Here is a 26,856-nt window from a genome sequence, read left to right as displayed (position 1 = left end):
ATATCACGCTGGCATCGCACTTTCGGAAAGCGCGTTCTTCCCGGTTCCCTATTGTTCCCGGAACGCGCGCGCCATGCTGTCGGCCAGCGGCCGGGCAATGTACTGCGCAAAGGTCCGTTCGGCCGTCTGGATCATCACCTCGGCCGGCATACCCGGCGTCGGGACGAAGCCTTTGACACGGGCCAGTTCTTCGGGCGACAGGGTTACGCGTGCCACGAACACTTCGCGCGTGACACCGTTTGCGTTGTCGGCAATCGCATCCGCCGAGACATAATCGACCGTGCCGTCCAGCACCGGCGTCGTACGCGCGTTCAGCCCCGTCAGCCGCACAACGGCGTTCTGCCCACGATGCACGCTGTCGATATCGGTGCGCAGGATCAAGGTCTCGACGATCAGGGGCGCGCTGGAGGGCAGGATTTCCGCGATGGGCTTGCCGGTTTCGATCACCCCACCGGGGGTGAAATAGTGCAGGCGCAGGATCGTGCCGCTGACCGGGGCCGTGACTTCGGACCGGGTCAGGACGTTTTCCGCCTTGCGGTATTTTTCACGCACGCTTTCAAGTTCGGCCTGGATGACCTGCAATTCATCCAACGCATTTTCGCGATACAGGCTGCGGACCTTTTCGATCTGGGTCTGGTGTTTCAGCATCAACTGCTCGTTTTCGTTCACCTCGGCTTGCAGGCGCCCGATCTGGCCCTGTGCTTCGATTTTGGCGCGCAGCAGCGCGTTCACCTCGGTCTGGCGGATCAGACCACCGCTCAGCAATTTGCTTTTGTCGGCGTATTCCTGATCCAGCAGTTCGACCATCTTGACGTGGGAATCATGCTGGATCTGATACCCGGTCTTGCGGATTTCGAGCGCGTTGATGTTGCGTTCCAATAGCGAGACATCATTGTTCAGCGAAGCGCGGGCGGTGCTGAATGACAGCCGCTGACCATCAAGGATCGACGCGATTTCCTGATCCTGACTGGCCTCGTCCAAAAGCTGTTGCGGAAAATCGAGCTGTTCCAGCTCGCGGTACTCGGCGGCAAGACGGGTCACGGTCGCCTCAAGCCGCGCTTTGCGAATGTGCAATTCGCGCCGGTTTGCCAGCGCGGCGGTTTCATCAAGGGTCAGCAGAACGTCGCCCGCCGAGACCTCGTCGCCTTCTCTGACCAGGATTTCATGGATGATTCCACCTTCAAGGTGCTGCACGATCTTGTTGCGCCCGGTGGCCACGAAACTGCCTTGCGCGATGACCGCAGCGGCAAGCGGTGCGCGAAACGCCCATGCGCCGAATCCGCCAAAGGTCACGACCAGCAGAAGCAGTCCGAACATCACGTGTTTCTTGATCGAGCGCGGCACCTTGTCATGCCATTCGTGGATGACGACGGCGTTGGCGGGAAGGTTCGACTGGGTCATGTCAGGTTTGCTCCCCCAGTGGTTTGGGTGGCTGTTGGCGCGCGCGCTGGTCGTCGCGGATCCGCTGCAACACGGTGTCGCGCGTACCAAACAGCGCGATCGAGCCGTCGCGGATCAGCATGATCTTGTCGACCACGTCCAGAAGGGCGGGTTTCTGGGTGATCACGACCACGGTGATCTTGCTGCGGCGCGCATGTTCTATGGCGCGCGCCAGCGCCTTGTCGCCCGCCGCATCGAGGTTCGAGTTCGGCTCGTCCAGCACTACCATGCGGGGGTTGCCGAAGAACGCGCGCGCCAGCGCGATACGCTGTTTCTGCCCGCCCGACAGCGGCGAGCCATCGGCGGCCACCATCGTTTCATAGCCTTGCGGCAGGTTGGCGATCATCTCATGCACATCGGCCAGTTTGGCGGCCTCATAGATCTGTTCGTCCGTCGCATCGGCGCGCATCCGGCCGATATTGTCCTTGATCGAACCCGGGAACAGTTGCACGTCCTGCGGCAGATAGCCGATGCTTTCACCGAACTGGCGCGGTTCCCAGTTGCGCAGGTCCATCAGGTCCAGCCGCACATTGCCCGATGTGGGCAGGATCGAGCCAACCAGCATCTTGCCCAGCGTCGTCTTGCCCGCGCCGGAATTGCCGATGATCGCCAGGCTTTCGCCGGGGTTTAGTTGGAAACTGAGACCGTTCAGCACCACATCCTTGGTGCCGGGGGGCACGAACAGCAGACGTTCCACATCCAGCCGGCCTTCGGGTCGGGGCAGGCGCAGTTTTTCGAATTGCAGTTTAGAGTTTTGCAGAAGCGTGCGGATACGGCCATAGGCGCCGCGGGTCAGGATGAAAGCATTCCACCCCTCGATCGACCCCTCAATCGGGGCGAGCGCGCGACCCGCGATGATCGACGCCGCGATGACCATGCCGCCCGTGATCTCGCCCTGAATGGCCAGGTACGCGCCCCAGCCCAGCATTCCGATCTGCGTCAACAGGCGCACGCCACGCGAAAACGCGGCTGAGATGATGTTGCGGTCCTGCGCGCGCACCTGCGCGGTCAGTGATGCGGCGGTGTCCTTGCCCCAGATCGACACGGCCTCGGGGATCATGGCCAACGCGTTGATGATCTGGCTGTTTCGGGACATCGAATCCAGGTGCATGTTTGCCTTGGACTGCGCCAGGTTGGCTTCGGCAAAGGGTTTTGCGGTGGCTTTCTGGTTGATCAGCGCGATCACCAGCAACAGCAGAGAGGTCACGATCACGATCATGCCAAGCTGCGGGTGCACAAGGAAAATCGCCAGGATGAACAGGGGCGCAAAGGGTACGTCAAGGAACGAGATCAGCGTGCCCGACACGATGAAGCCGCGCAGTTGCTGAAGATCGCCCAGCGTCTGATATTCGCGCCCGGTGCCGTTCAATGATGCCGCCGCCGCGGCGCTCAGGATCGGGGTGCCGAGCTTCGCCGCGACCTCGACCGCCGTGCGCATCAGCACGAACCGCCGGACCGCATCAAAGACGGCCTGAAGGATCACCGCGCCCGCGATGACGATGGTCAGCATGATCAGCGTGTCGGTGGACCGGCTGGTCAGCACCCGGTCGGAAATCTGGAACAGATAGATCGGGATCGACAGGATCAGGATGTTGGTGGCGCAGGTCATCACCATCACGAACAGAAGGTTGCCGCGCACGGCGGCCATGCCTTCCTTCAGGCTTTGCGAAAAGTCCTGCGGTCCGATCCGCTTGTGGAAATTGGCGCCTCCGCCGCCACCGTCGCCACCACCACCGCCGGAACGGGTGGGGGGAGGGTTGGTCTTGTTTGAAATCGGCTGGTTCGCCTTCTGGTCGATGGTTACACCGATCCCCGCGCCGTCCATCTTGGATGTCGGCTGCGTCTCGGTTTCGACCCGGTCGACCGTTTTCAACACCAACCGTGGTTTTGAAGGTGCTTCCGGGTCGCGGACCTGCTGTGCCGCATTGGTCATGTAATCACTCGCTTTGAAAATGGATTAAGTTGTCATTGTCTGCATAACGTCCAACGCCGTGCCGCCGGTATGGGCGTCGTTCGCAATGCCTGCGGCTTCGAGCGAGTCATTCACCGCATCGGCAATCATGTCATCGGCCAGAAAGGCCACGGCTTCGTTTGTCAGGCCGGTCATGCCGACGCCCGACGGGTTGGCGTCGGTGTCGATCAGATCGGCCTGGTACAGGAGGGCGTCGTTATAATAATCGCCACCCGCCATCACATCCGAGTCAAAGCCCGTCTGGGTGATTGACGCGGTGTTGGTCAACAGGTTGGACCCGGTGGTAATGGCCACCGGAATGTCGTCCAGAGCGGACTGGACCGAATCCAGTGCCATATGCACCTGATCCATATCGCCCAGATAGTTGACCTGATCGACGACGTTCATCTGGGTCAGATCACCGTCGATATAAAGAACCCTGAGCTGGTCCAGCCCCTCGAAATAGGCGCTTTGGGCCACGGCAGCCGACAGGTCGTCGACCCCTTGCTGCAGTTCGTCCAGCGCGGTCTTGAAATCGTCCAGCATGTCGACCTGTGTGTCGATACCTTCCTGGTGGATGCTGGCCTCGTTGCGCAACAGGTTGTCGTGCCCCGACACTGCGGCGTCATCCATTCCCGAGCCATAGAACTGGTCGTTGTCCAACAGGACGTTGGTCTGATTGACCACGTTCAGCGACAGCATGGTGCCACCAACGAAAATCAGGTCATAGCCCTGGCCGAAATCGGCGGCCGCACCAAGGTTGTAGGTCAGGTTCTCGCCCGTCACGATCGAGGTGGAGTTGGCCGAAAATGTCAGGTCCAGCCGGTCGGAATCCATCACGAACGTGTGCTGTTGCAGATAGTTGGTGACAGTCACATCGCCTTCCAGCCGCACCACATGCCAGTTTGTCGGCAGGTCGGTTGACGCCGATGCTTCGATTTCGAACCCGTCAGGAACGTCGCGGTTGTCGATCTGGGTTGACGCGATGTTCTGGGCCTGTGACGGCGCGCTTGGGTCGTTCTGGAGAGTGTCGTGATACTGGTCCGTGTCATAAAGCACGTTGACCTGAGACACCGCGTTCAGGTTGATCACATCGCCAGCCACGGCGATGACGCCCGCGTCGATCCAGCTTGTGTGGATTGCGGCATGGTTATGTGCCTCGTTCGCGCCGGCGCTGACATTGTGTTCGGAATTGACAGGGGTTGGCCAAGCGTCGTTTCCGGTGTCCAGGATGACCTGATCCTTGGCAACACCGGCCAATTGGTCGTCGTCCTCGTCGTCGTCCAGCTTGTCGCGCTTTGCTTTGATAAAGGCGGGCAGATGGTCGTCCAGTTCCGGCACCTCGTCGACCAGTTCGCCGTTGACATACACACCTTCCGTGTCCTCGTCTTCGATGATCGTGACGTTCAGCCCCTCGATTTCGGGGTCTTCGACCGCGTTGATCATGTCGAGGAATGGCAGAACATTTCCGGCATCGTCCAGAAGCTCGGCAATCAGCCCGTCAGTGGTCCAGGGCTGGAGTGTTTCGGCCAGTTCGATCGCGGCCTCAAGCGCGGCATACAGACCGTCGAGCGATTGGAACCCTGCCGCATCGATATCACCAATCACATCGTTGTCATCCAGGTGAATGGTCTGGATCGTCACCGTGATCACGGATGAGGGCAGGGGGATGAAAGGCAGGATCGTGACGCTGCCCATGATGAAATCCACCGCAGCCCCGGTGTCGATCGGGACGGGGCCATCCGATCCGACGGCGCCCGTGCCATCAAGCGGCACGGTCAGCGCCGGAAGGGCGAGTGACCCGTTTCCTGCGACTTGAGCAGGCGGTTCGGGGATTGGCGTGTACTGTGAGTGGGGGTTGAACTTACCCAGTTCAAAAGGGGCTTTGTTGAGGACGGGCTTGAACTCAAATTCACCCGCCTCGGCCAGTTTCTGTTTCAGTTTGAATTCGTAGTAATCCGTTCTGAGCCGTGCTTCGTTTTCAGCGAGGTGGAACAAACCAATGAAGTGCGCGATGGACTCGGTTGTCTGGTCAAGGCTCATGGCTGCGTCAACTCCTTGCTGAATACTGTTGTCAAACAAACGAACCTGGCACTGAACGGGTCCGGGGCCGACAAGCGGCCCCGGACGTTGATTGTTTAGGCGTCGTTCGAATCGTCACCGACATAGGTCGAGCTCATCGAGCCGCCAACAACGGTCATGTCGACCGTGTTGCCCAGCACGTTGGCACCCATCACGATGCTCTGATTGAACGCGGCGGTGTCCACCACGGCTGCGGCCGAGGCATAGGATTCGCCGGTGACATAACCGTCGTCACCATTGCCTGAACCCCATTTGCCGCCATCGGCCATGCCGCTTGCGCCATTGGTGGCCGTGCCACCCATGCCGCCGGTCACGCCGCTGGCATCTGCCATGCCGCCGTTCGAGCTGCCGCCCATGGCGTCACCGCTGTAGCCGCCGGTCGAGTTGGCCGTACCACCCATGCCACCGGCACCGCTGGCTGCGGTGTTGGTGCCGCCGGACTGGCCATCGGCACTGGCGGACGAGGTCTGGTTGGTGTCCGCCGCACCGCCGTAGCCCGAGATGGCATCTGCCATGCTGTCGGCTGAACCGTCAGTGGCCGATTCCGAGAAGACATCGGCCAGGCCGCCGTCCCCGGTATCTGCGGTCGAGCTTGCGGTGCCGTCGACGTCATTCTTGGCGTCGGCGGACCCATCGGCGTCACCGCCCATGCCACCGTCACCCATGGCGCCGTCGCCACCATCGCCCATGGCACCATCGCCACCCGGGCCTTGACCACCGTCACCGGCTGCACCGACTGCACCAGCCCCACCGGGGCCTTGGCCGCCGACGCCACCCATACCGATGGCTCCGTCACCGCCGGGGCCTTGGCCGCCGTCAGCGCCGTTTGCAGCCGCACCGGCTCCGCCCGGACCCTGGCCGCCGTCACCGGCTGCACCGTCGCCACCGTCACCGGTTGCGCCTGCACCACCCGGACCTTGGCCGCCGGTTGCACCGGCTCCGGTGCCTCCGGTGCCTTGGGCACCCATGGCTCCGTCACCGCCGGCTCCGGCGCCTCCGGTGCCTTTGCCGCCGTCACCGCTGGCATCAGCATCGCCATCACCGCTGCCGTCACCGGCCGCATCGGCGTTGCCTCCTGCGTCTGACGCACCACCCGCATCGGCTGGGCCATTGCCGGCCGTTGCCGTCGGGTCGCCAGCCATGGCGCCTGCACCTGCAAGATTCAGCAGTCCAAGCCCGGCTGCTGCGCCGGCTGCGGCCCCAGATGCTGCCCCGGCGTCGCCGCCGTTTCCGGTTGCATCATTGTCGCTGGAGGCATCGTTGTCGGTCGTAGCGTCATTGTCGCTGAAGCCCGAGTTGCTGGTGTTGGCGTTTGCGTTGCCGTCGCCGCCGGGGCCATTGCCACCGTCGCCGCCAGCGCCATCACCACCGTCGCCGCCAATGCCGCCGGTGCCATAACCGCCGACCGCATCGCCGCCGGTGCCATTGCCACCGTCGCCACCGTCGCCGCCGTCGCCATCACCGCCGCCGCCGTCGCCGCCGGTGCCATCACCGCCGTCGCCGCCATTGCCAGTGGTCGAAGCGCCACCTGTGCCGTCTCCGCCAGCACCACCAATGCCGCCGGTTGCGTCGCCACCATGGGCGTTGCCGCCGTCGCCGCCGTCGCCGCCATCGCCGTCACCGCCGGTACCGTTACCGCCGTCGCCGCCGTCGCCGCCATCGCCGTCACCGCCATCACCGCCGGTGCCATAGCCACCAACTGCGTTGCCGTTGGCATCGCTGCTGATCGAGCCATCATTGGCGTCGCTTTCGGCATAGGAGTCGCCGCTGTTACCGCCAAACCCCTGGGTGTTGTTATTGCTGCTGACATCGCTGGTCGCATCGCTGTTGGCATCCGCGTCACCGCTGTCGCCACCATTGGTCTGACCAGAATTGCCGCTGATGCCAAGGCCAAGGCCCAGGCCCAGTGCGCTTGCTTCGCCGCTGTCGCCAGCATCGCCGCCGGTCGCGTCGCTGTCGCCACCATCACCGCTGGTGCCGCCGGTTGCATCGGCATATCCACCGATGGCTTCGCCACCATTGGCTTGGCCGCCATCCGCATTCGCACCCGAACCACCGTCACCGGTGTAGGTGTCATTTGCGATACCGTCACCAGCCGAGGCGCTGCCACCGTTGGCATTGCCGTTTTGGGTGAAGTCGCCATTGTTGGCCACCGAGGCTGCGCCTAGGTGGTCATCGTCGGACAGGTAAGCCTCCTGCACGTTCACAACGCCGGTATCATTGCCCGCGCCAAATCTGACGTTGGTCATGATGTCACCGATGTCGTCGCCGGGATCCAGAGCGATGTCGCCCCCAGCGGTCACGACATTTTCAACGGTGCCGTCCTTGACGTCGATGTCCACGACATCGTCGTCACGCGGGATCCACTCACCGCCACCAAAGTCGATATTGACCGAATTGGAGTTGTCGTTGCTGTCATCTCCGCCATTGGTCTGGCTTTGGTCGGAACTTGCTTGTTGGTTCTGGTCCTGACCCTGACCCTGATCCTGGCCTTGACCTTGATCCTGGCCCTGACTGTTGGCGTTGTCGTTTACATCCGACGTGTCGACCTGCTGCTGCTGTTGCTGCTGCTGGGCGTCAAGATCAACATCGGCATAGCCGACATCAATATCTGCATCGACGTCGAAATTCGCTTCGTCAACCTGCACTTCGCCGATGGCGAACTGGTTGGCGGTGTGATGTCCTCTGTCTTTTGACATGACTTAAATCCTTTACTGATGCCCATGGACGCCACCAGTCTTTCCAAAGTGGCCAATCTGCGGGCATGGTTGAGGTTTGATGTTGTGAGATGCGGGTGAAGCGGATTGCCGAGGCAAAACAGGATCAGCCGCGTGAAGCTGAATGCGCGTACCCCCTTTATGCTGTGCCGGTCGAAACCAGTGTTTGATCCGAAAATATGGATCGGTGCCTGATGTTGCTTGCCCGAAAAGGCGGGCTGCCGACCTGGCTGTTTCAATAAACTTGCTGAACCAATTCACACTACGGCGCCTGAAAATGCAGACGCACGCTTAGCCTGTATTGGAGTTGCCCCGAAAAACAGCCGGACAAAGGGTTTAGCTGTGCAGGGTTTTGAAATGCGGCATTTTTTTGTTCAAGAACGCGGCGCTGATCGGTTCAGAATCAACTTTGGATCGAGTGATGCTGACCTTTTGCGTGATTCTAACTAGATCGACTCCCCTTGATTTACACGCCAAAGGCGAGTTGCACATGTTGCGCGTGGCGGCCCTAGTACGAATTGATTAGTTTTCGACCGGGTTTACGGGAAATATGGCGAAAATTTGTTCAACGCGGCCAACTGTGTTATAGTCATGGGAATATAATTACGATTTTAGACTGAAGTGTTTAGAGATATTTCTTTTTGACAGGAGCAACTGTCAGGAAATCACGCGACGTCACCGGTGCCGGTCAGCCAGTCCACACTGGCAGGCCTATGTGCTCCTCGACGGACGAAGTATTGGAGGATGTATTGTGTTGCAGATGCAAGATAAGCAGAGAGAGCCGATTGCCCAGGCCCCGAAGTCATTGACACAACCCGATCATACCGTCCTGATTTTTCTGGGAAACAGTATGGTTTTCTCCGACCGGTTGCTCAGAACGCTTGAATATGAATTCAAGGACGTTACTGCGATGCGCCTTCGCAGCGTTTCAGATCTGGACGCGCTGGATGATGTCAGCAAGCTGGCCGCGGACCTGATCATCTTCGACGAACCTTCGATGGAAACCTATCTGCGGACCCGGCCCGCACTGGACCCGGTGTACAGCGGTGCCGGCAAGGTGCTTGCCTATTCCTCGGCGCAGACGGGGCGCGTGTTGCGCCAACAACTGGCGGGTTCATCAGACGAACACACTCTGCGGTTCTTGCCGATGAAATCGTCTCTGGACGCCTGGTTCGCCGCGCTCAGGCTTCTGCTTCTGGGCGAGGCGTTCGTCCCCGCCGAATTGCTGACCCGTCAAAACCCGACCTCTGCCGGGGCTGAACCCGGGGCTTCACAGGTGACGGGTCAGGCGGATGAAACGGCAGAGAAGACCCCTCCGCCGCCGGCCTTGCCAAACCTGACGGTGCGCGAGGCAGAGGTGCTGGGTCTGCTGGCCACCGGAATGGCGAACAAGACCATCGCCGAACAGTTGGGCCTGTCCGAACATACGGTGAAGCTGCATGTTCATCACATCTTCGGCAAGCTCAAGGTGCATAACAGAGTCAGCGCCACGAACTGGTTCCTGTCGCACGGCCAAACATTGGACAGACTGCAGGGAAGGTAATCCATGACCGCCGTTGATCACCCAGACCCACAGGACAGACCCGGCGGGGATTTTGACCGGTTCCTGCTGCTGCTTGGCCGTTTGAATTACAGTTGGACAAACACCGAAAGCCTGTTGATCCACCTGATCGCAGGGCTGTCGCATACGGATAAAGAGACCGCGGTGGTGATCTTTCTGACGCTCAACACCACGCGCGCCCGGATCGACCTTGTCGAACGGCTTTCGAAACTTGAACGCGTGTCACAGACGGAACGAGAGGCGGTGCTGGAAATCACCCGCCGGATCAAGCTGCTGTCCGGCCTGCGCAACAAGTACAATCATTGCATTTATTCATTTAACTCCCAAAGCGGCGATATTTCGACCATCCGGATGCGGGTGGCCGACCGCAAGAACCAGATCAAGGTCGGGCAAAAGTCGGCTTTGGATGGGGCGACCATTGATGACATCGAACAGTCGCTGAATGACCTCAAAGCGTTGAATTCTGATGTGTGGATGCTGATCCAGAACCACGGGTACCCCGCCTGAGCCGGCGCCTTGGGCAAGACTGGAATGTAAACGAAGGTAACAGGTTGAATGTCTGACCCTGATCCCGTCCTGACTGTCGATGCGTTTCAAAGCACCTCACCCGAGTATGACTATTGGAGCGCGGTGCACGCGCTGGCGGTCGACCGTCTGGCCTTTGCGATCAACAGCGGCATCCTTTTGACGGTGTTTACCGGCGCCGAGGGGGCGGGAAAATCGACCGTGGTTCGCAAGGTGATGTCGGACGCACAATCCGCCCGACTGCTTGGCATCTGCCCGTACGGTCCCCGGATCAAGGTCGACCCCTGTCGCGCAATCCTCGAAGCGTTCGGCGCTGATCCGGGGCCGGGGGAAAAGGATCTGCACCGTCGTATTCTGGAACAAAGCCTTGAGGCCGCGAAGCAGGACATCGACCTGCCAACCGTCATCGTCGAAGACGCGCATAACCTGAAAGACGCGCATCTTTTTGCGTTATTCGATATCGCACGGCTGAATGACGGGCCCGAGAATGCGTTGTTCAAGATTGTTCTTGTGGGTCTGCCCGATCTGCTGACGCGGCTTGACCAGACCTCGGCCGCGTTGCTGGGGCCGTCCTTCAACCTGGATGCGATGGCGGACAAGGATACGGCGGGCTATGTCCGGCATCGGCTGACGGTCGCAGGCGTCAATGATGTGGGCTTCCAGGATGAGGCGCTCAAGGCGGTCCACGACCGCACGCAAGGACACCCGCAAGCGATCAACCTGCTTTGCCAGATGTTGCTGAATGAGGCCCGGTCGCTGGGACAGACCCAGATCAAGACCCCGATGGTCGAGCGGTGCAAACTGCCGACCACGAAAGCCCTGGGTCTGAAGCTGGATGTTCAGGCACCAGTGGCGACCGGCGACGGCGGGGACCTGCCGGACCTGCCGCCGCCAAGTTTCAAGAGCAACCGGAAGGTGCAAATGCCCGATAGCACGGTTGCCCCCGCTGCACCGCCTGCATCTGCGTCGGTGAAAAATCCGGATGAGGATCCGGTCGCGGCACCTGATCCCAAGCCTTCGCCCGCCGCGCACCCCGCCACCAAGCGCGGGAAACGGTCCCGCCCAAGGCTGGCTGCCGGTCTTGCCGGGGTGGCCGGCCTTGCGCTGGTGGCCTATGGCGTCATCGGACCGGCCCGAGACACGCGCGATTCAGGTGGCGCAACCGATACGGCGATGCTTGCGGGAAAGATGGGGGGGGAGCCTGCGCCCGGGACCGAGAGGGTCGCCGGAACGCAAGAGGATGTCGCGGCAGATACAACCAAGGGAAGCGGCGATGAACCTGCCTTGCCGAAGGCGGTGGCCGCCGCACCTCCGCCGCCGCGCCTTGCCGACACATCGGCAGCCCTGGCTGTGCTGGACAGCTTCGGCGCACCACCGGAAGAAGTCGACGATTGGTATCGGCTTGCACTGACCGTGGCTGACAAGAACCCGCAGGCGGCGGTGGTGGCCTTTGCTCTGGCAGCCAGTTCGGGTCACGCGCGTGCGGCGTATTTTCTGGGACAGATTTACGAGTTGGGCGAAGGGGTGCCGGTCGATCATGTGCTGGCGCGCAGGTGGTATGAACAGGCCGCGGGTCAGGTCGAAGCCGCTGCGGATCGGTTGACCACGCCGCCGCCGGACCGCGCGCAGGGGGCGCCAGCGGCGCCTGTGCCTCTGCTGTCGTTCCTGGTGGACGGTCAGACAGCAGTGCTTGTCTGGACCAGCGGCACCGGGGCGGACCCGGCCCTGTATGCAATCGAGTTTGCCGATCATCAGGGCAGGGTGGTTACGGCAAAAGAAGGGATCGAAAGCTCGGTCCTGCGTCACCCCGTTCCCGCAGGCGCGGCGCTTTGGCGAGTGCGTGCGCAGGTGGTGGACGGCGTGTCGGCCGGTGCCGTGTCAGACTGGTTTCCCATTGATCTTGCGGCGAGCGACGGATCAAGCGACGCCACCAAGGCCGCCCTGAACGCCCCCTGATCCGGCATTCGCTGACTTCGCTATCAGGTGGCCCGGTCCCGATCAGCACCGATTGGCACGGCGCCGCGCAGTGCGCAAACGCCGTGCCACGCAGGCGTCAGCAACCAATCGCGGCGCAGATGCGGGCGCGGTATGCCTCGTTCGCCTGGCTTTCCAGCGATTCATCCGCCGCCATCGGGGCAGGAGAGGCGCATTGCATCTGATAGCTGTCGGCAAGACCTGCGTTCACGCATTCACCGATATCCCATCCCGGCGGTATATCGTTCAGGTCCACGCTCTTCCATTTCGGGTGGCCGACCTCTTGCAACTGGCGGAAATTTGTAAGGATCAGGTTCGACATGTCCGACACCGCCTTGCAGCTCAGCCTGTGATACTCGTTCTTTTTCGCGTTGTAGTCATATGTCATCAGCACCGCTTTGACCGCGACAACGTCGATCGCGTCGCTTTGAAACGGATAGGTGCCCGCCGCAATGCTGGTCGGCACATAGACCGAACTGAGCGTGGGATCGTCGATGGGCAAAAGATGGAATTGTGCCGCGTCGATCTGGTCGGATTGGAACAGCTTCGTCGGCGCCCCGGCGACATAGAACATCGCGTCGATATCCCCTGCCAGAAGGCGCTCCATCGAATCCGTTGCGTTGATCGTGACCCGTTCAGACGGTTTGACCCCCGCCAGATCCAGCACCAGAGACGAGGTCAGGAAGGTGCCACTGTCTTCGACCCCGACCGCAACCCGTTTGCCGTTCAGACCGGCCAGCGATGCGATGTCGCGACGGGCCAGAATGTGGACCTCTTCATTGTACAAGGGGAAAGCGATGCGGACGCCAAAGATCGCGCGGGCGATATTCGGGTCGTCGCTGGCATATGTCTTGAGGTACTCAAGCACGTCGCTTTGCACGATGCCGAACTGGGTGTTCGAGCGCCTGCGCACCCCCAGGAAGTTCTCCAGCGACCCGGCGCTTTCCTGAATGGCATATGTCAGCCCGCAGGCGTCGGCCACTTCGGCCAGATCGCGGCCGATCTGAATATATGTGCCGTTGGGGCCGCCCGTTAGAATGTTCTTGCCAAACTCCTGCGCCGAAGCCGTGGTGCCGCCGAACGTCCCGACCATCAGGCAAGCGCCCAGACAAATCCGCTTGAAAATACCGAAATCAAATTGTCTCACTTGCTTATCTCCTTCTTCTTAAATGCTTAATTATCTTTCAATTAATCAACACGGGCCGATCTCGCGAACCATTGCAACAAGGGTCTGCCGGTTGACCGTGCCAAAAGCCGATTGCAGGGCTTGCACCGTACAGGCACCGTTTTCCAGTTCGGTCCGCAATACTGCCAGCGCGTCGGGGTCGGCGCCGGACAGACCGGGCGTTTGCGACAGCAAGGCTTGCACCTGAACTGCGGTCAACGGCACTGCACGGCGGCGCTGCGCGACCTGGCTTGGCTCGCCACGATCCGGCGATTGCGCGTCCGTTGCGCCGGTCGTTTGGGCGTCTTCCGTTTGCGAGGCCACAACCGGCATGGCCTGCGGTGCGGTCTCGACAACGGTCGGCGGCGCTGTGGTTGAGGCTGACGCGCCAGTCCCGATCAACCCCGTCAAGGTCTGGGTCATGAAGTGAATGTTGGCGCGGACGGTTTCGCGGTTGGTGCGCAGTTCAGCCAACTCCTCTTCAAGCTGTGCCACCTCATCTTCGCGGGTGCGTTTGGCCTGCTCGATCCCGGCCAGCTCGTTGCGGGCATTTTTAAGCTTCTCAACGGTTTGCGCCAGTTCGGCAGACTGACTCTTTTGTTCATCCTGCGTGGTGTCCAGCTCTGCCTGCGTCACGGCGATCCTGTCTTGCAGGGCGTCAAGCTCGTCCGAGATGGCACTGCTTTTTTCCGTCAGTTCGGCCAGTTCGGCACGCTTCTGATCAAGCTCCTGCTGCCGCGCTTCGGCATCGGCGGTTTGTTGTGCCAGGTCGAGCAGGCGCGCCTGGCTCTTGCCGATTTCATCCGTCAGTTCGGCAAGAAACTGGCGCTGGGCCGTTACGGTCTCGTCAATGGTGGCCAGATTCGTCTTGGCCGTAGCGATATCGGCCTGCAGCGCCGCATGCTCTTGCTGATCGGCTGCCAACGACTCGGCAAGCGTTTCTTTTTCAGCCGTTGCAGCCTGAATATCAGTCCTGAGCGCAGACAAACTGGCGCGGGCGTCGGTGTTGTCCACGACCAGCGACTCTTGCTCGGCAATTTGCGCTTCTACAGTTTCAAGCTGCCCTGTGGCCGCCGCCAGATCTTCCTCGGCACCGGCAGTTCTGGCCTCGGCAGCCTCGGCTTCGGTCAATGCCACTGCCAGCGCATCGCGGGTCTGGGCCAGTTCGGCATTTACCGTCTGAAGATCCTGCTTCGCGGCTGCGGTCTGTGAAACCGCCATCTGATGCGCCTGCTTCACCGTTGCCAGTTCCGCTCGAAGCTCTTTGAGCTTTGCCTCTGCCGCGTTCTGATCGTCAATGATCGCTTGTGCCGCGGCAAGTTCGGTGCGCAGCGCAGAAAGATTGAGGGTTTCGTCCGAAATCGCGTCGCGCGTGTTGGCAAGTTTGTTTTCCGCGTCTTTCATCTGGTTGTTCAGATCGGTCAGACGGAGTTCCCGGGCTTCGATGTCATCCGTCAACGCCGTGACTTTCTGAGACAACGATGCCGTCTGGGCTTGCAACTCTTCCAGCCGTAGGGCGTCTGCCTCGGCCTCGGCGATGCCGTCACGCAGTTCCGTCAGCCGAGTTTCAGAGGCGGCAAGTTCATTCTTTGTGCGTTCGTGTGCGGCAACGTCTTCGGCAATACCAGCTTTCAGCCCCTCAAGCTCGGTGCGGGCAGCCTCTATCTGCGCGGTCAGGTCTTCAAGAGCGGCGGTGCCGTCGGCCTTCCGCGTTTCGAGATCGGCGATCTCTGCGGCCATGTCGTCCGCCTTCTCGCTGTCCAGACGCAGTTGTTCAGCGGTATCTTTCAACGTCTCGATCTTCGCTTGCAACCCCGTCAGGACCGCCTGTGCTGCCTGAGTGTCTGCGGCAATCTGTTCTGCCTTGGCCTGTCGTTCGGCCAGCTCGAGCGACGCGGATTCCGATGCCGACGTGTATTTGTCCAGCAATTTCTGTGCCTCGGACAGCTCACCTTCCAGCGATTTGCGGGTTCTTTCGATTTCAGCCGCCAAAAGCAGATTGGTGCGCGATTGGTCTTGCTGCTGAACCAGCTCGTCCTCAATCGACCGAAGCCGGGCTTCGGCAGCCGCGGTTTCTTCCAGCAGTTGGTCGCGCTCTTGTGTTGCCTGTTCGATCTCGTCTTCCAATAGTGCCAGTATTTGGCGCAACGACGTAGTGGACGGGCCTTGATCGTCAGGTGTTTCCAGTGATGTCTGACCACTTGCGTGAAGCGGCAGAAGAAGAACAATCAGGCAAAAAAACGCTCTAAAAATAAAAGCATGCAAACGGCATCCCCCCAAATACCATTAAAACTTTAATCCTATCTCCTTAACATAACTTCGGCCGAGAGTCGATTCGACCTGAGAGAATCGCGGTCAAGCCAAGCTGCGCAGAACTGCTCGTTGTCCCGAACAATCCCTTTGATTCAGTGGGGGATAGCACCGTTCACGGGCCCTTATCCGCAAAGACCTGCAGGCTCAGATCTCATGTCGGGGTCGAGGGTCGTATAGGCTGATGAACAGCCGATCGAGAAAGGATGCGCCGTCGAGGAGCGGTGCGCCAATTACTTGAACTTCGCTGTGTAGTGACAGCCCTGACCAGCTCCAAAACTGAGCCGATGCCATCGACAACCGGTTCACGCCAAAAGCACCCAGCCTCGAGGGAATGCGCATCACCACGAAACATGGAGGCGAGTACCGGAATCGAACCGGTGTACACGGATTTGCAATCCGGAAAACTTCATTGATTTCATAGGGAAAAATTGTAAACGGACTTGTTTCGTTCAGGGTCACTTTTCAATAGGTTACGAGGCCCAAGTAAACGGTTTTTCACAGTCTCCCGCTCTGACGACAAGGCAAAGAAAAACCGCTGAGGGGGCGGCCACCCACCTCAACGGCACAGAAGTATATTTCCGTCTCAACATTTACGGCATTTCCGGCCTGAGCTCAACCCAATTGGCGGTGAGACCATGAGCTGGCGTATCGCAAATGAATGCGCCGAGCGCCGCTTTGGCAGCGCCGCGCGCAAGCAGATCATCATGTTCTTGGCCGACAAAGCGAGCGATGACGGCTCCGGCATCTGGTGTTCCAAGGGGACGATCCAGCGCCACACAGAGCTTAGCGAGAGCACGGTCAAGCGCACCATCATCGACTTCTTGCGAGAAGGCATTCTGATTGAGACGGGGCGGCGGCACTGCAAGAATGGCTACACCGTCATTTACCGCATCGTTCTGGAGCGCGTGGCCGCGCTCGAACCCACGGCTGAACCCGATATTGAGACGGGGGTCACTATGAACCCCGTCCAGCCTGAACCCGGTACGGGGTCCACCGTGAACGGGGTACGGGGTTCACGGTGGACCCCAAACCATCCTAAAACCATCCATAAACCACCTACGCGCAGGCGCGAGGCGGCGGAGGAGGTTGAAGATCTTGAAGCTGAGAAGATCTTGGCGGCCTATCCCGAAGACAGGATCCGAGACCGGCGAACCAGTCTGCGCCTGATCGCAGCGGCTGTGAAAGCCGGGGTAGAGCCCGATGATCTGAAGCAAGCGATCAAAGCCTATGCCAAGGAAAGCGAAGGCTACACGCGCAGCAAGGTCTGTTTCTCGGACAACTGGTTCAAGATGCGGCGTTGGGAGAAGGGGCTTGTCCAGGTACAGGCGGACCGAGAGAAAGCGCGAGAAGCCGAAGCCAAGGGGCGCGCCAGCCTCGCCGAGTGGATTCACGAGCGCCATCCTCTATGCCGCCACATCACCAACCGGCAGATCGAGGATTTGATCGCGTCAAAGCTTGTGACGCCCGAGCAGGTTCGTGCTGTAGGGCTGAAGGCGTGAGAGCATTGGTGAAGTCTGGGAGACAGCCACCAATGTCGTCGATTTTTATGGTGTTCAGATCATATTGCGAACTTATGACTTGTAGATCATATTGACAATTTATGATCTATAGGCCATATGGAGTGGCAGGAGAACCTCCATGAAGCACCTCGTTCGTACATCAAAAAACTTGGGCCACGCAATTCGCCAGGCTCGAAAGGCAAAGAACCTTACCCAAAAGGAACTCGCCTCAATGAGCGGTGTCTGGCAAGAGACAATTTCCAAAATTGAGAACGGCAGTGGGGGCACCAAGCTGGAAACGGTATTCGATTTGATCGCGGCCTTGGAGCTCGAGATAACGGTGAACGAGCGCAGTAAAGGCACATCAGACGGGCTAGAGGACATCTTCTGACATGGGCCGCAAGCGCAGCTACACACCGCTGAACGTTTTTCTGAACTCGCGGCTCGTGGGTCAATTGGTGCGTGAGCCCTCGGGCGGCGTCAGTTTCGCCTATGCACGTGACTGGCTCGAATGGGAGCACCGGATGCCGGTCTCGTTGTCGTTGCCGTTGCAGGAGAACCGGTACAGCGGCGCACCTGTGATGGCCGTCTTTGACAACCTGTTGCCCGATAGCGATGTCATCCGCCGAAGGGTCGCGGAACGTGTCGGGGCCGAAGGCGTCGATGCCTTCAGCTTGCTGTCACAAATTGGGCGGGACTGCATCGGTGCGCTTCAGTTTCTGCCCGACGGGCAAGAGCCACAGCCAATGTCCGAGCTGACTGGAGAACCTGTCGACGAGGCGCAGATCGGGGCCATTTTGGGCGACCTCGATCTAGCACCACTGGGTATCCGCCGAGAGAATGATTTCCGCATTTCTGTCGCTGGTGCACAGGAAAAAACCGCGCTGCTTCGTAAAGATGGCCAGTGGATTGAGCCAACCGGCACGACGCCAACCACGCACATCATTAAGCCGCAAATTGGTAGACTGCCCAACGGTATGGACCTGTCCGACAGCGTTGAAAACGAATACCTGTGCCTGAAGCTGATGGAGGCGTTTGGGCTTCGGGCTGCGAACGTCGAAATCGCTCAGTTTGGCGATAAGAAAGCCTTGGTGGTTGAGCGTTTTGATCGGCGCTGGACGTCTGATGGCCGCTTGATCCGTCTGCCGCAGGAGGATTGCTGCCAAGCATTATCCATTGTGCCCACTCAAAAATACCAGAACGAGGGCGGGCCAGGCATCTCTGATATCATGGAACTCTTGTTGGGGAGTGATGATCCTAACAAAGATCGGTACGATTTTTTCAAAGCCAACGTATTGTTTTGGTTGCTGGGTGCAACAGACGGCCATGGCAAGAACTTCAGCGTCAGCCTCCTACCCGGCGGCCGTTTCCGCATGACACCGCTTTACGATGTGCTGACGGTGCAGCCCACCGTCGACGCCCGGCAGATCGAGAGAAAATACTTCAAGCTCGCTATGAATTTCGGAAACTCAAACCACTACAAAGTGGCAAATATCGTGGGACGCCACATCGTGGAGACCGGAGTTCAATCCGGCTTGTCCCGCGCAGTCGTGAAGCGCCTGTTCGAAGAGCTGCAGGAGACTTCGCACGCGATCGTTGAGGCCACGTTCAATCAGCTTCCGGCGGGTTTCCCTGAGGCGTTGCTTGCTTCGATCGATGGCGCGCTGAAGGCCAGGTTGCACCTGTTGACCTGATGCTTGACGGCATGAATGCGCCCAAATATCCGGCGCCAACCATGATGAGACCGTTCTGGATGCGGGGGCCCGTCTACCCAACCCGCCCCCAAAACCCGGATTTTCTGCCATGGTTTTTTCGAAGCTCGGCCATATAATCCTCGTGTGCCATGACTCCTTCCGGAAGGAAGGGATCAGCAGCCTCGGCCAGCAGGGCGAGTTTTCCCACATACCTCGCCCCATGCCCATATGCCTTGGATCGCGCCGCCTTGAGGATGTCGTCCAGAAGCGCGCGATAGAGGATCGTTGCCGCCGCCGGATGCTCATGTTCCAGCGTTTCTGCCGTTTTGGGCAAGCTGTGCCAGAGACCACCATCCCAATGAGCGTGATGCTGAAGGATGACCTGCGCGGCGAGGTCAAGGCGTGGCCAATCGAGATAAAACCGCAAGGCCAACTCCGGAACCTGATGAGACAGGCCATACTGCAAAGCTCTTGTTTCGGCTTCAATGTCATCAAAGTCAGGTAAGTTTTTCAGATAATCGCGCAAGATGTCGGCTGATAGTCGGTTCTCAAAGCACTGCCAGCGCAGTGCTTGAGCTGCTGATTTGTCATCCAGCGCTTCTAAAATAGACGCTTCAATCTGGACCCTACTGGGGGACAGCGCGTCATCCTGACCTTTGACGCGTGATCCAGGTTTGCGCACCCATTCCAGAGCTTCATCGGCGCGACCCGCAGTCAACAAACGCACAGCCATCCCCTGAACATCCTGCATATGTGGCTTTTTGGCGCTTTCCAGGGCGATCATCAGGTCCATATCACCGCGTGCTTCTGCAAGTGTTTGGCGCATTTCTGACCATTGCGAGGTCATGGAATAATGCCAGCGATCAGTCGAAATCTTGGCCTCTTCAATTTTGCGCTGCGCAATCGCGGCGTCTAGCTCCGCATCCCACCGCGCCAGCGTAGATTGCGGCAAATGTGGTGCGGTGGCCTTGGTCAGGTCGGCCAGATAGCCATGCGTGGTTTCACCAAGGCGTGCCATGATTTTATCAGGCAGCAACGCGGCCTCGGAGGTGCTCAGCTGTGCCGCCAATTTCCCGGCGCTTATGATTGCCAGGTAATAGACATCCTGAACATGGCCTGATGAATCGTCGACCCGTTCGAACACGCGCTCGTGGGTGGCAATGAACCGTATGAAACGGTCCATCGCCATATCCGGTGCGGCCGGTGCAAGCTCGGCCTCGATTGTGTCGATCAGGCTTTGCAGATCACCGCGAAAGGCGCGGGCTTTGTCCCACTCGATAAAGCTTTTGGCGCGTTCAAGCCCTGACAGCCGCCGGTCGATCAGCTTCGCAATGCCTTCCGGCCCGGATTTCGCGGCAAGCGCCGCTTTGACCTGACGGCGAAAGCCAGCATTGCGCTCGGCCTCATCCAGCACCAGTTGGGCAAGCTTCTGAGCGGGCAACTCGGTCAGTTTTTCGATGGAAAGAGAGGGTTTTCGAGCCATGGATCATGTCACTTCATCTTGCGAGCTAACCGGCCTTTGCAGACACTTGTGGGGGGCGGTTATCCTCAGAATAATTCGCGTCAATTGATAGCTTTTATCTGAGAATTTCGTAAGCAGGTTTTCCATGATGAACGCAGTATGGGTTCTGAAGGCCGTTAAAGCGCTTTCTTTCAACCAGCCTTGCTTGCGCAGAGATGGGTGTCACGTTTGTGGCTCGGCAGCGGATAGAACGCTTGCTCGGTGGGCCGGGTTATGTTGCGCAAAGATAACTTTAATCTGTGAAATGTTCCCCTGAGATAACATAAGGTGTGGTTCGAACGGGGGTGTTGCACTGTTGATTTAAGTCATCAAAATTGACATTAATGTTTACTCAGCGTAACATGTTGGTGCTTAGTGTTGCTTGGAGATATCATTATGGCTGTTCCGATCAAGGTGCCCAGAGCGGCGCGTAAGGAGCTCGTGGCACTTGGGGAAAACATTCGTGTTGCACGACTGCGCCGCAAACTGACCGCTGAGATTGTTGCGCAGCGTGCTGGCACAACGCGGCAGACCATCGCCAAGATCGAAAGCGGGAACCCCGCAGTCAAGATCGGCACTTATGTGGCAGTCCTGCAGGCGCTCGGCCTTCTGAAAGGCTGGGGGGATCTCGATGACCCGGTTGGCGAGCAAATGGCCCTGGATGACCTCCCGCAGCGTGCGAGACTGAAAAATGGTTGAGGTCTGGATCGACTGGAAAGGGCTGAAACAGGTCGGCACGCTCCACCGTACAGCTGGGCGGGGCCGAGAGCGGGTCTCCTTTACCTATCATGACGATTGGCTTGCCGACGAAAATGCCTTCGGGCTTTCGCCGGGCATGCCTCTCGTCAAAGGGCAATTCGTGCCTGAGGCGGGGCAGGACATGCTTGCGCCGCTTGGGGATTCTGCCCCTGATACCTGGGGGCGAACGGTGATGCGGCGCTATGAGGGGCGCATGGCAGAGGCCGAGGGGCGACGTCCGAGAGTGCTGCAAGAAACCGACTACCTGCTAGGGGTGAATGACGAGACCCGTTTGGGCGCGCTACGCTTTAAGGTTGATGGGGAGTTTCAAGCGCGCGACGGCATTGGCGTGCCTGCTCTCGTGAGCCTCGGGGATTTGCTTCATGCCTCGCAACGCGTTCTTCGCGGGGAGGAGACCGCCGAGGATCTTCAAATGCTGTTTGCTCCGGGAAGTTCCTTAGGAGGCGCTCGGCCGAAGGCCAGCATCCTCGACCAACACGGCCGTCTTTCTGTCGCAAAGTTCCCGAAAGAGACGGACGCCTATTGCGTGGAACGCTGGGAAGCCATTGCATTGGCGTTGGCAAGACGCGCCGGAATCACGGTTTCTGATCACACGCTTGAGATGGCGGGCGACAAGCCGGTTTTCTTGTCCCATCGGTTTGATCGGAACGATGACGGCAGGATCCCGTTCATGTCGGCCATGGCCATGCTGGGCGGCAAAGATGGCGAAAGCTATAGCTATTTGGACTTGGCCGATATCATCACCTCAGAAAGCGTCACTCCCGACCAAGACCGAGAGGAGCTCTACCGGCGGGTTGCCTTTTCCATTCTCGTGACGAACCTCGATGACCATATGCGCAATCACGGATTTCTTCGTGGGCGTGGCGGCTGGCACCTCTCACCGGCCTACGACATCAATCCCGTGCCGAACCAACCGCGTGTGCTCAAGAGCTACGTTGATGATGACAATCCGGATGCCAGTATCGCCCTGCACCGCGCTCAACATGAATCCTATCTACTCGAGCGCAGTGAGGCAGATCGCATCATTGCAGAGGTGGCCGAAGCGACGATGGCTTGGCGTGACGTTGCCCGTGCCCTGGGGGCTCCGGAGAGGGAGATCAGGGAGATGGCGTCAGCCTTTGATCACGAGGAAGCGGATTTGGCGCGCGCGTGAACTGGGGCAGCTGTTGAATGGGCTTGAGCGAAAGCCGTTTGGCTGTAGCGGGATTTTGAGGTCCTTCGCCATTGCGATGCGGGATGACGTGGCAGTCGATTTTGGAGTGCCGAACTCAGACCCTCAGCGCCGTGTTTCTGATTGCTGAACATAAGCGGGCAGCAGTAGCAGACGCGGTGCAAGCCCCGCTTCAACAAGAAAATTCCCCTGCGCCAGCGCATTCCTCGCGAGGCAAGTTTCTCGCTGACAGCCCCTTGGTGCCAGCTTTGGTCATGTTCATCGAAACACTCAAAGTGAGGATCAAAAAATGGCTACTCAAACTCTGAAACTGAACGTCAAATCCGGCGAAAAAGATGGCAAGAACTTCTGGGACCGCTGCGGTGTCCTCTTCGTCAACACCGACGACAGCGGCAACATCACGTCGATCAACGTCAAGCACAGCATGTTTCCCGATGTCGAAATGGTCGCCTTCCCGCGCCGCGATGAAGAACCGGTCACCGAATGACCTCAGTGCCAGGGCGGGTCGCCCGCCCTGGCTTTCTTCTGAGGCGATAGAACTAACAGGCTGCTGAAGAAGTCGGGCTTGAAGGACGTTGTTCCTGCCGCATGGATTTCAAGGCGGTTTTCTGCGGCACCGGCGGCAGACGCCAGGTCTGGGTTGCTTTGTTCATCAGGCCGCCAGGAGTTTCGGGAGCCTTGCGAGGTTGCAGGCCGCCATGGTCATGGTGAACTGCGCGCGAACCCTGTCGAGGCCGCGATGAACGGTCTGAGCCATGCCGCCGACGGTCTTGGCCCAGCCGAACGGTTCCTCAATCTTCTTCCGGCGCCGCTGGGAAAGGGCATAGCCGGGATGCTGGGTAGTCCGTCCGTCGATGGCGGAATGCCGGGCCTTCTGCGCGACGTGCGGTGTCACGACCATGCGCCTGAGATCGGCGATGAAGTCAGCACTGTCATATCCCTTGTCCGCCCCGAGCGTCAGGCGCCGGGTCGAGCCTGGTGAGTGCCGATTGATCATCTCGAGTGCCGCCTTGCGCTCGCCATGGCCGTCGGCGTGGGTCAGTTCCGCCTGCACAACCAGGCCGTTTCGGTTCTCCATCAGCGTATGCCCCATGAAGCACAGCATCGCCGCGGCACCCGGCGCCTTCTTGTAAAGACGGGCATCTGGGTCCGTGACCGAGGCATGGGTCGCGTTCGAGCGCTTCTGGCCGCGGAAGTCCACTTCGGCGTTGCGTGTTTGGCGGGGCGTGTCGGGCATCGGTTGGGTCTCGGTCTGTTGGGGCTGTCCGGTGTTGGCGGAGGTCTCGTCAGTTGGTGGCGGTGGCCCGCCGGGATCATCGTCGTGCGGCGGCGGCGCGCCATGTTTTGGCTGAAAGCTCTTCATGGATGCCCACGCCTTGACCAGGGTGCCGTCGACCGAGAAGTGCTCGTCCGACAGCAGTGGCTTGACCTCAGGGTGCGCGAGGATCGCGGCCATGACCTTGCGCGACATGTCGGTGGTCAGCAGCCGGTCGCGGTTCTTGCTGAACACCGTGGGGACCCAGACAGCGTCGTCGATGCCAAGGCCGACGAACCACCGGAACAGCAGGTTGTAATCCATCTGCTCCATCAGCTGCCGCTCCGAGCGGATCGAGAACAGGATCTGGAGAAGGCTCGCCCGGATCAAGCGCTCCGGCGCAATGGAGGGGCGGCCGAAGTCGGTGTAGAGCGCACCGAACTCGGCATCGAGGCTCGCCAGCGCGTCGTTCACGATCTGCCGGATCTTGCGAAGTGGATGACCCGCTGGGACCCGCTCATCAAGGTCCACATAGCTGAACAGCGATCCGCTCACTTCGTCCGTCCCACGCATCGTCACCCTCACTGCCGCTGCCGTGCCGGAAGTGAATCATGTTCTCGAAACCGCGTCGAGACCGGCCTTTTTCAGCAGCCTGCTAAGCTGTAGTTCGGCTTTCAGGTGAAATTTCGTGGGCATGGCCGATCGATTTCTGCGGTATTCACTTCACTATCGGCTGGACTGTAAGGATGTATTCGCACCCCGTCGCCAGTGCCCTTGGGTTTCCGATCATGGTCGGCTAGGTTTTCGAGATGTGTAGGAACGCTGCTGATTTCAGATTTGTCGATGTACATCCAAGAGTACTGTTGGTCGGGGCCTGTCCTGGACGTGAAGAAGAACGGGACGGACGGCCTTTCGCAGGGCAGTCCGGACAAAATCTTGAAATCATGCTCCGATGCTTGCAGGTCCTGCATCCGCTGGTTTTTCCATCGCTGCAACTGGATGCCTACAGCTTAGTCAATGCGCATTCACTGCCAAGATATCCCGAGCGCGAGGGATATGATGGGAGTACGCAGCCTCGCAAACAGGACGTTCTGGCACCCGAGAACCGAGCTAGGCTCATTGCCCGTTTGCAACGCGTTCAGCCCGAAATCATCGTTTATTTGGGAAAGGCGGCACAGTTCGCCCACGAAGTGTTTGAAGCGCATATGCCTGACATAAGAGCCTACCGAACAGGGCACCCATCAACCCAAGCTTGGAATACTCCGCGCCAATATCGAGGCATGCCGAGAGAGGACAAGATCCGCCGCTGGGCTGAAGACCAGTTCGCTGCAGTTCCGTGAAGTCGGCGGACGGCCCAAAGCATGCGAAATTGGGCTGCCTCAGTTGTGAGGTCGCACTGTCGATAGGATCCCCGACGTCGAAATGGTCGCCTTCCCGCGCCGCGATGAAGATCCGGTCACGGAATGACCTGAGCGCCAGGGCGGGTTTCCCGTCTTGGCCTTCATTCCTGAAAACTGGATCCTCAGCTAAGTCGCTTCATCTTGCGACCGAACCTGACGGTTCAGGCGCGAAAGGGGTTCACTGAAGGCCGCTTCCAGTTTTTGGATATGAGCCACAAGCCAACCAATCATCTCGGGCCACGCTTCCCTGTTGAAGCCGTCGAAGGGTTGAGCATAGACAATGCGGCTGGCCTTCTTATCGTCCATGCGCCGCCAATCGAGTTCGGCCCCAAACGCTGCTTCGATCGCATCTTTCTGGCCATAGAGCTGATCGAACAGCCATTTGTTCTCTGCAGTTTCAGAGCGCTGCAAGCTTATCTCGACGCGCGCTTCATCTCGCGAGAAGATCATCTGATAGGGGCAAGACCGCGTCCCAGATCCTGCGCTGAGCCAGTGATCCTTCGTCGGACTGATATTTTGGTATAGCGTAACGCCTTCAATGCGCAGCTGTTCAAGGGCAGCTTCCCAGAAGTCCAAGCGTAGCTTGTGCCGCTTTTTCTGCGTGTCCTGGATGGCTTTCTCTTCGTTTTCTTTGCTCGACATTCCGATCATGAAGTCCGCCGCCTCAGGCGTGGGAATAATCTGTTGAATGTCGACCATCAGCTCGTCGCCAAACGAATACGGAGTCACCTTGAAGCATTGTGCGCGAATTCCGCGGCTGAGGAGCCACAGGACCGTTGCCGTGACCTCACGCCGAAAATTGGCTGCGATAAAAATCATGCGCTGGTCATTGCCGGGGTTCAGGACGGTCTCCTCTAACTCCTCGACTTCCATGAACTCGCAGATCCGCACGGCCGCATTGCCGCCGCCCGCATAGCGGTCGAGGTATTGCTGGTAGATATCGACGATCTGCGTCTTGGTCAGGCCGGAGACGTAGGCGGTGTACTTCAACGCCTGCCAGGTCACATCTCTCCCGCTGTCATCGAGTTTGTTCTCGATCACAACGAGGTTGCCGTCTTTGTCGAGCGCCAAGAGATCCAGGCGTTCGCGGGTTTCATCAAACCCGTCGAACTCCTTCTGAATGATCAGCAATTCCTCCCCGAGGGCATCAGGTTGGTTGGCCAGCCACTCCTGCAAGTGGTCACGCTCGCGCAGGTTCAAGTCAGAAAAGCGCTTCTGGGTCAGGCGGGACAAACGGTTTTGGTTCAAATCAACGCGGAACATATTTTCTTCTCAGTACTCTTGCAGCCAAGTAATCTCACTGTCGAACTTCGCTTGGTCGCCTTTCACATTCACAACCAATTCGAGCCAGCGCCCGATGGCGGAGACGTCAAATCCACCGTCGTCGTTCAGGAAAGCCAAGGTCTTGCAAGCATGGTCACAACTATTGTTTTGCCCGGTTGGGACGAACTCCGTCTTGCCGAGTGCGATGCCGTCGTCGCTGATAGCCAAATCGACGGAGACACCTTCCATCATCTCGGGGCGCAGCGTCCAGCCGACCTGCACGCCACATCCCCGGTAGTCCTTTTCAAGGATGCTCTCGATTGCCGTAATTGCGGCCCCAAGTGCGAGCATGTCTTGGCCACTGGCCAGACCGGCCTTCCAACTCCACAGTTCTTGCAGGATATCAGCCAACACTTCGGCATCGGCTCGGCAGAGCATCCAAGCTTCGGTTTCATCGTCCACGCTAAACACCTTGATGTCCTCGCTCATAGCACCGCCTGCACTTCCGCCTCAGTGGCCTTGATGTTCAAAGAGACGAACATGAGGCGAAGCAAGTAATTTTGTTTCAAATCAACGCGGAACATCG

20 protein-coding genes and 1 tRNA gene are annotated in these 26,856 nt (G+C 59.3%); 10 read left to right on the top strand and 11 right to left on the bottom strand.

The window, feature by feature from the left end; all coding sequences use genetic code 11:
* Positions 1-48: 48 nt before the first annotated feature.
* The 4 genes from IE188_RS03530 to IE188_RS03515 all read right to left on the bottom strand — a co-directional run bounded on the left by IE188_RS03530 (position 49) and on the right by IE188_RS03515 (position 8,172).
* Complete coding sequence (locus tag IE188_RS03530; protein ID WP_191285057.1) at positions 49-1,401, bottom strand: HlyD family type I secretion periplasmic adaptor subunit; 1,353 nt, start codon at positions 1,399-1,401, stop codon at positions 49-51.
* A gap of 1 nt (position 1,402) precedes the next feature.
* The gene (locus tag IE188_RS03525; protein WP_191285056.1) at positions 1,403-3,373 is read right to left on the bottom strand and encodes a type I secretion system permease/ATPase; all 1,971 of its coding nucleotides are present in this window, start codon (positions 3,371-3,373) and stop codon (positions 1,403-1,405) included.
* Positions 3,374-3,397: 24 nt separating this feature from the next.
* Positions 3,398-5,434 (bottom strand): hypothetical protein, encoded by a 2,037-nt coding sequence (locus IE188_RS03520; RefSeq protein ID WP_191285055.1) that lies wholly within the window; start codon positions 5,432-5,434, stop codon positions 3,398-3,400.
* 95 nt (positions 5,435-5,529) lie between these two features.
* Positions 5,530-8,172, bottom strand: coding sequence for a beta strand repeat-containing protein (locus IE188_RS03515; RefSeq protein ID WP_191285054.1), 2,643 nt, complete (start codon positions 8,170-8,172; stop codon positions 5,530-5,532).
* A 733-nt stretch (positions 8,173-8,905) separates the two neighbouring features.
* Here IE188_RS03515 and IE188_RS03510 point away from each other — a divergent pair.
* The 3 genes from IE188_RS03510 to IE188_RS03500 are packed head-to-tail and all read left to right on the top strand — an operon-like array spanning position 8,906 to position 12,232.
* Positions 8,906-9,733, top strand: coding sequence for a helix-turn-helix transcriptional regulator (locus IE188_RS03510; RefSeq protein ID WP_191285053.1), 828 nt, complete (start codon positions 8,906-8,908; stop codon positions 9,731-9,733).
* Positions 9,734-9,736: 3 nt separating this feature from the next.
* Entirely contained in the window at positions 9,737-10,258 is a 522-nt protein-coding gene (locus IE188_RS03505; RefSeq protein WP_191285052.1) for a hypothetical protein, read from the top strand.
* A 48-nt stretch (positions 10,259-10,306) separates the two neighbouring features.
* Positions 10,307-12,232, top strand: coding sequence for an AAA family ATPase (locus IE188_RS03500; RefSeq protein ID WP_191285051.1), 1,926 nt, complete (start codon positions 10,307-10,309; stop codon positions 12,230-12,232).
* A gap of 97 nt (positions 12,233-12,329) precedes the next feature.
* On the opposite strand, the gene IE188_RS03495 is transcribed toward IE188_RS03500, so the two are convergent.
* From IE188_RS03495 to IE188_RS03485, 3 genes are all read right to left on the bottom strand, one after another.
* Positions 12,330-13,397, bottom strand: coding sequence for a TAXI family TRAP transporter solute-binding subunit (locus tag IE188_RS03495; protein WP_229836453.1), 1,068 nt, complete (start codon positions 13,395-13,397; stop codon positions 12,330-12,332).
* A 45-nt stretch (positions 13,398-13,442) separates the two neighbouring features.
* On the bottom strand, positions 13,443-15,563 hold the full coding sequence (locus IE188_RS03490) for a coiled-coil domain-containing protein (RefSeq protein WP_191285050.1): 2,121 nt from the start codon (positions 15,561-15,563) through the stop codon (positions 13,443-13,445).
* 516 nt (positions 15,564-16,079) lie between these two features.
* Positions 16,080-16,144 (bottom strand) — tRNA-Cys (locus IE188_RS03485).
* Positions 16,145-16,363: 219 nt separating this feature from the next.
* Between IE188_RS03485 and IE188_RS03480 the strand changes: the two genes are divergently transcribed.
* From IE188_RS03480 to IE188_RS03470, 3 genes are all read left to right on the top strand, one after another.
* Positions 16,364-17,227, top strand: coding sequence for a hypothetical protein (locus IE188_RS03480; protein ID WP_191285049.1), 864 nt, complete (start codon positions 16,364-16,366; stop codon positions 17,225-17,227).
* Positions 17,228-17,366: 139 nt separating this feature from the next.
* The gene (locus tag IE188_RS03475; RefSeq protein ID WP_191285048.1) at positions 17,367-17,618 is read left to right on the top strand and encodes a helix-turn-helix transcriptional regulator; all 252 of its coding nucleotides are present in this window, start codon (positions 17,367-17,369) and stop codon (positions 17,616-17,618) included.
* A gap of 1 nt (position 17,619) precedes the next feature.
* The gene (locus tag IE188_RS03470) at positions 17,620-18,921 is read left to right on the top strand and encodes a type II toxin-antitoxin system HipA family toxin (protein WP_191285047.1); all 1,302 of its coding nucleotides are present in this window, start codon (positions 17,620-17,622) and stop codon (positions 18,919-18,921) included.
* 73 nt (positions 18,922-18,994) lie between these two features.
* On the opposite strand, the gene IE188_RS03465 is transcribed toward IE188_RS03470, so the two are convergent.
* Positions 18,995-20,404 (bottom strand): DUF6880 family protein, encoded by a 1,410-nt coding sequence (locus IE188_RS03465; RefSeq protein WP_191285046.1) that lies wholly within the window; start codon positions 20,402-20,404, stop codon positions 18,995-18,997.
* A 414-nt stretch (positions 20,405-20,818) separates the two neighbouring features.
* Here IE188_RS03465 and IE188_RS03460 point away from each other — a divergent pair, with 414 nt between their 5' ends.
* The 3 genes from IE188_RS03460 (at position 20,819) to IE188_RS03450 (ending at position 22,839) form a co-directional block, all read left to right on the top strand.
* On the top strand, positions 20,819-21,121 hold the full coding sequence (locus IE188_RS03460; RefSeq protein WP_191285045.1) for a helix-turn-helix domain-containing protein: 303 nt from the start codon (positions 20,819-20,821) through the stop codon (positions 21,119-21,121).
* Positions 21,114-22,334: a type II toxin-antitoxin system HipA family toxin gene (locus IE188_RS03455; protein ID WP_191285044.1), complete on the top strand. Its 1,221-nt coding sequence runs from the start codon at positions 21,114-21,116 to the stop codon at positions 22,332-22,334. The genes IE188_RS03460 and IE188_RS03455 overlap by 8 nt, the downstream gene beginning before the upstream one ends.
* Positions 22,335-22,641: 307 nt before the next feature.
* Positions 22,642-22,839, top strand: a complete 198-nt coding sequence (locus IE188_RS03450; RefSeq protein ID WP_054463755.1) for a hypothetical protein — start codon at positions 22,642-22,644, stop codon at positions 22,837-22,839.
* 165 nt (positions 22,840-23,004) lie between these two features.
* On the opposite strand, the gene IE188_RS03445 is transcribed toward IE188_RS03450, so the two are convergent.
* On the bottom strand, positions 23,005-24,180 hold the full coding sequence (locus IE188_RS03445) for an IS5 family transposase (protein ID WP_191285043.1): 1,176 nt from the start codon (positions 24,178-24,180) through the stop codon (positions 23,005-23,007).
* Between the two features lie 236 nt (positions 24,181-24,416).
* Between IE188_RS03445 and IE188_RS03440 the strand changes: the two genes are divergently transcribed.
* Positions 24,417-24,947 carry a uracil-DNA glycosylase family protein gene (locus IE188_RS03440; RefSeq protein ID WP_191285042.1) on the top strand — a complete coding sequence of 177 codons (531 nt, stop codon included), beginning with the start codon at positions 24,417-24,419 and terminating at the stop codon, positions 24,945-24,947.
* 186 nt (positions 24,948-25,133) lie between these two features.
* Here IE188_RS03440 and IE188_RS03435 read toward each other — a convergent pair whose 3' ends face one another.
* On the bottom strand, positions 25,134-26,270 hold the full coding sequence (locus IE188_RS03435) for a DUF4268 domain-containing protein (protein WP_191285041.1): 1,137 nt from the start codon (positions 26,268-26,270) through the stop codon (positions 25,134-25,136).
* Positions 26,271-26,279: 9 nt separating this feature from the next.
* Positions 26,280-26,759: a hypothetical protein gene (locus tag IE188_RS03430; protein WP_191285040.1), complete on the bottom strand. Its 480-nt coding sequence runs from the start codon at positions 26,757-26,759 to the stop codon at positions 26,280-26,282.
* Positions 26,760-26,856 lie beyond the last annotated feature (97 nt).

The organism is Aliiroseovarius zhejiangensis (genome assembly GCF_014656375.1).
Lineage (GTDB): Bacteria > Pseudomonadota > Alphaproteobacteria > Rhodobacterales > Rhodobacteraceae > Aliiroseovarius > Aliiroseovarius zhejiangensis.
The sequence above is the reverse complement of the archived record's forward strand: the minus strand, read 5'-3'. Positions and strand labels throughout refer to the sequence as shown.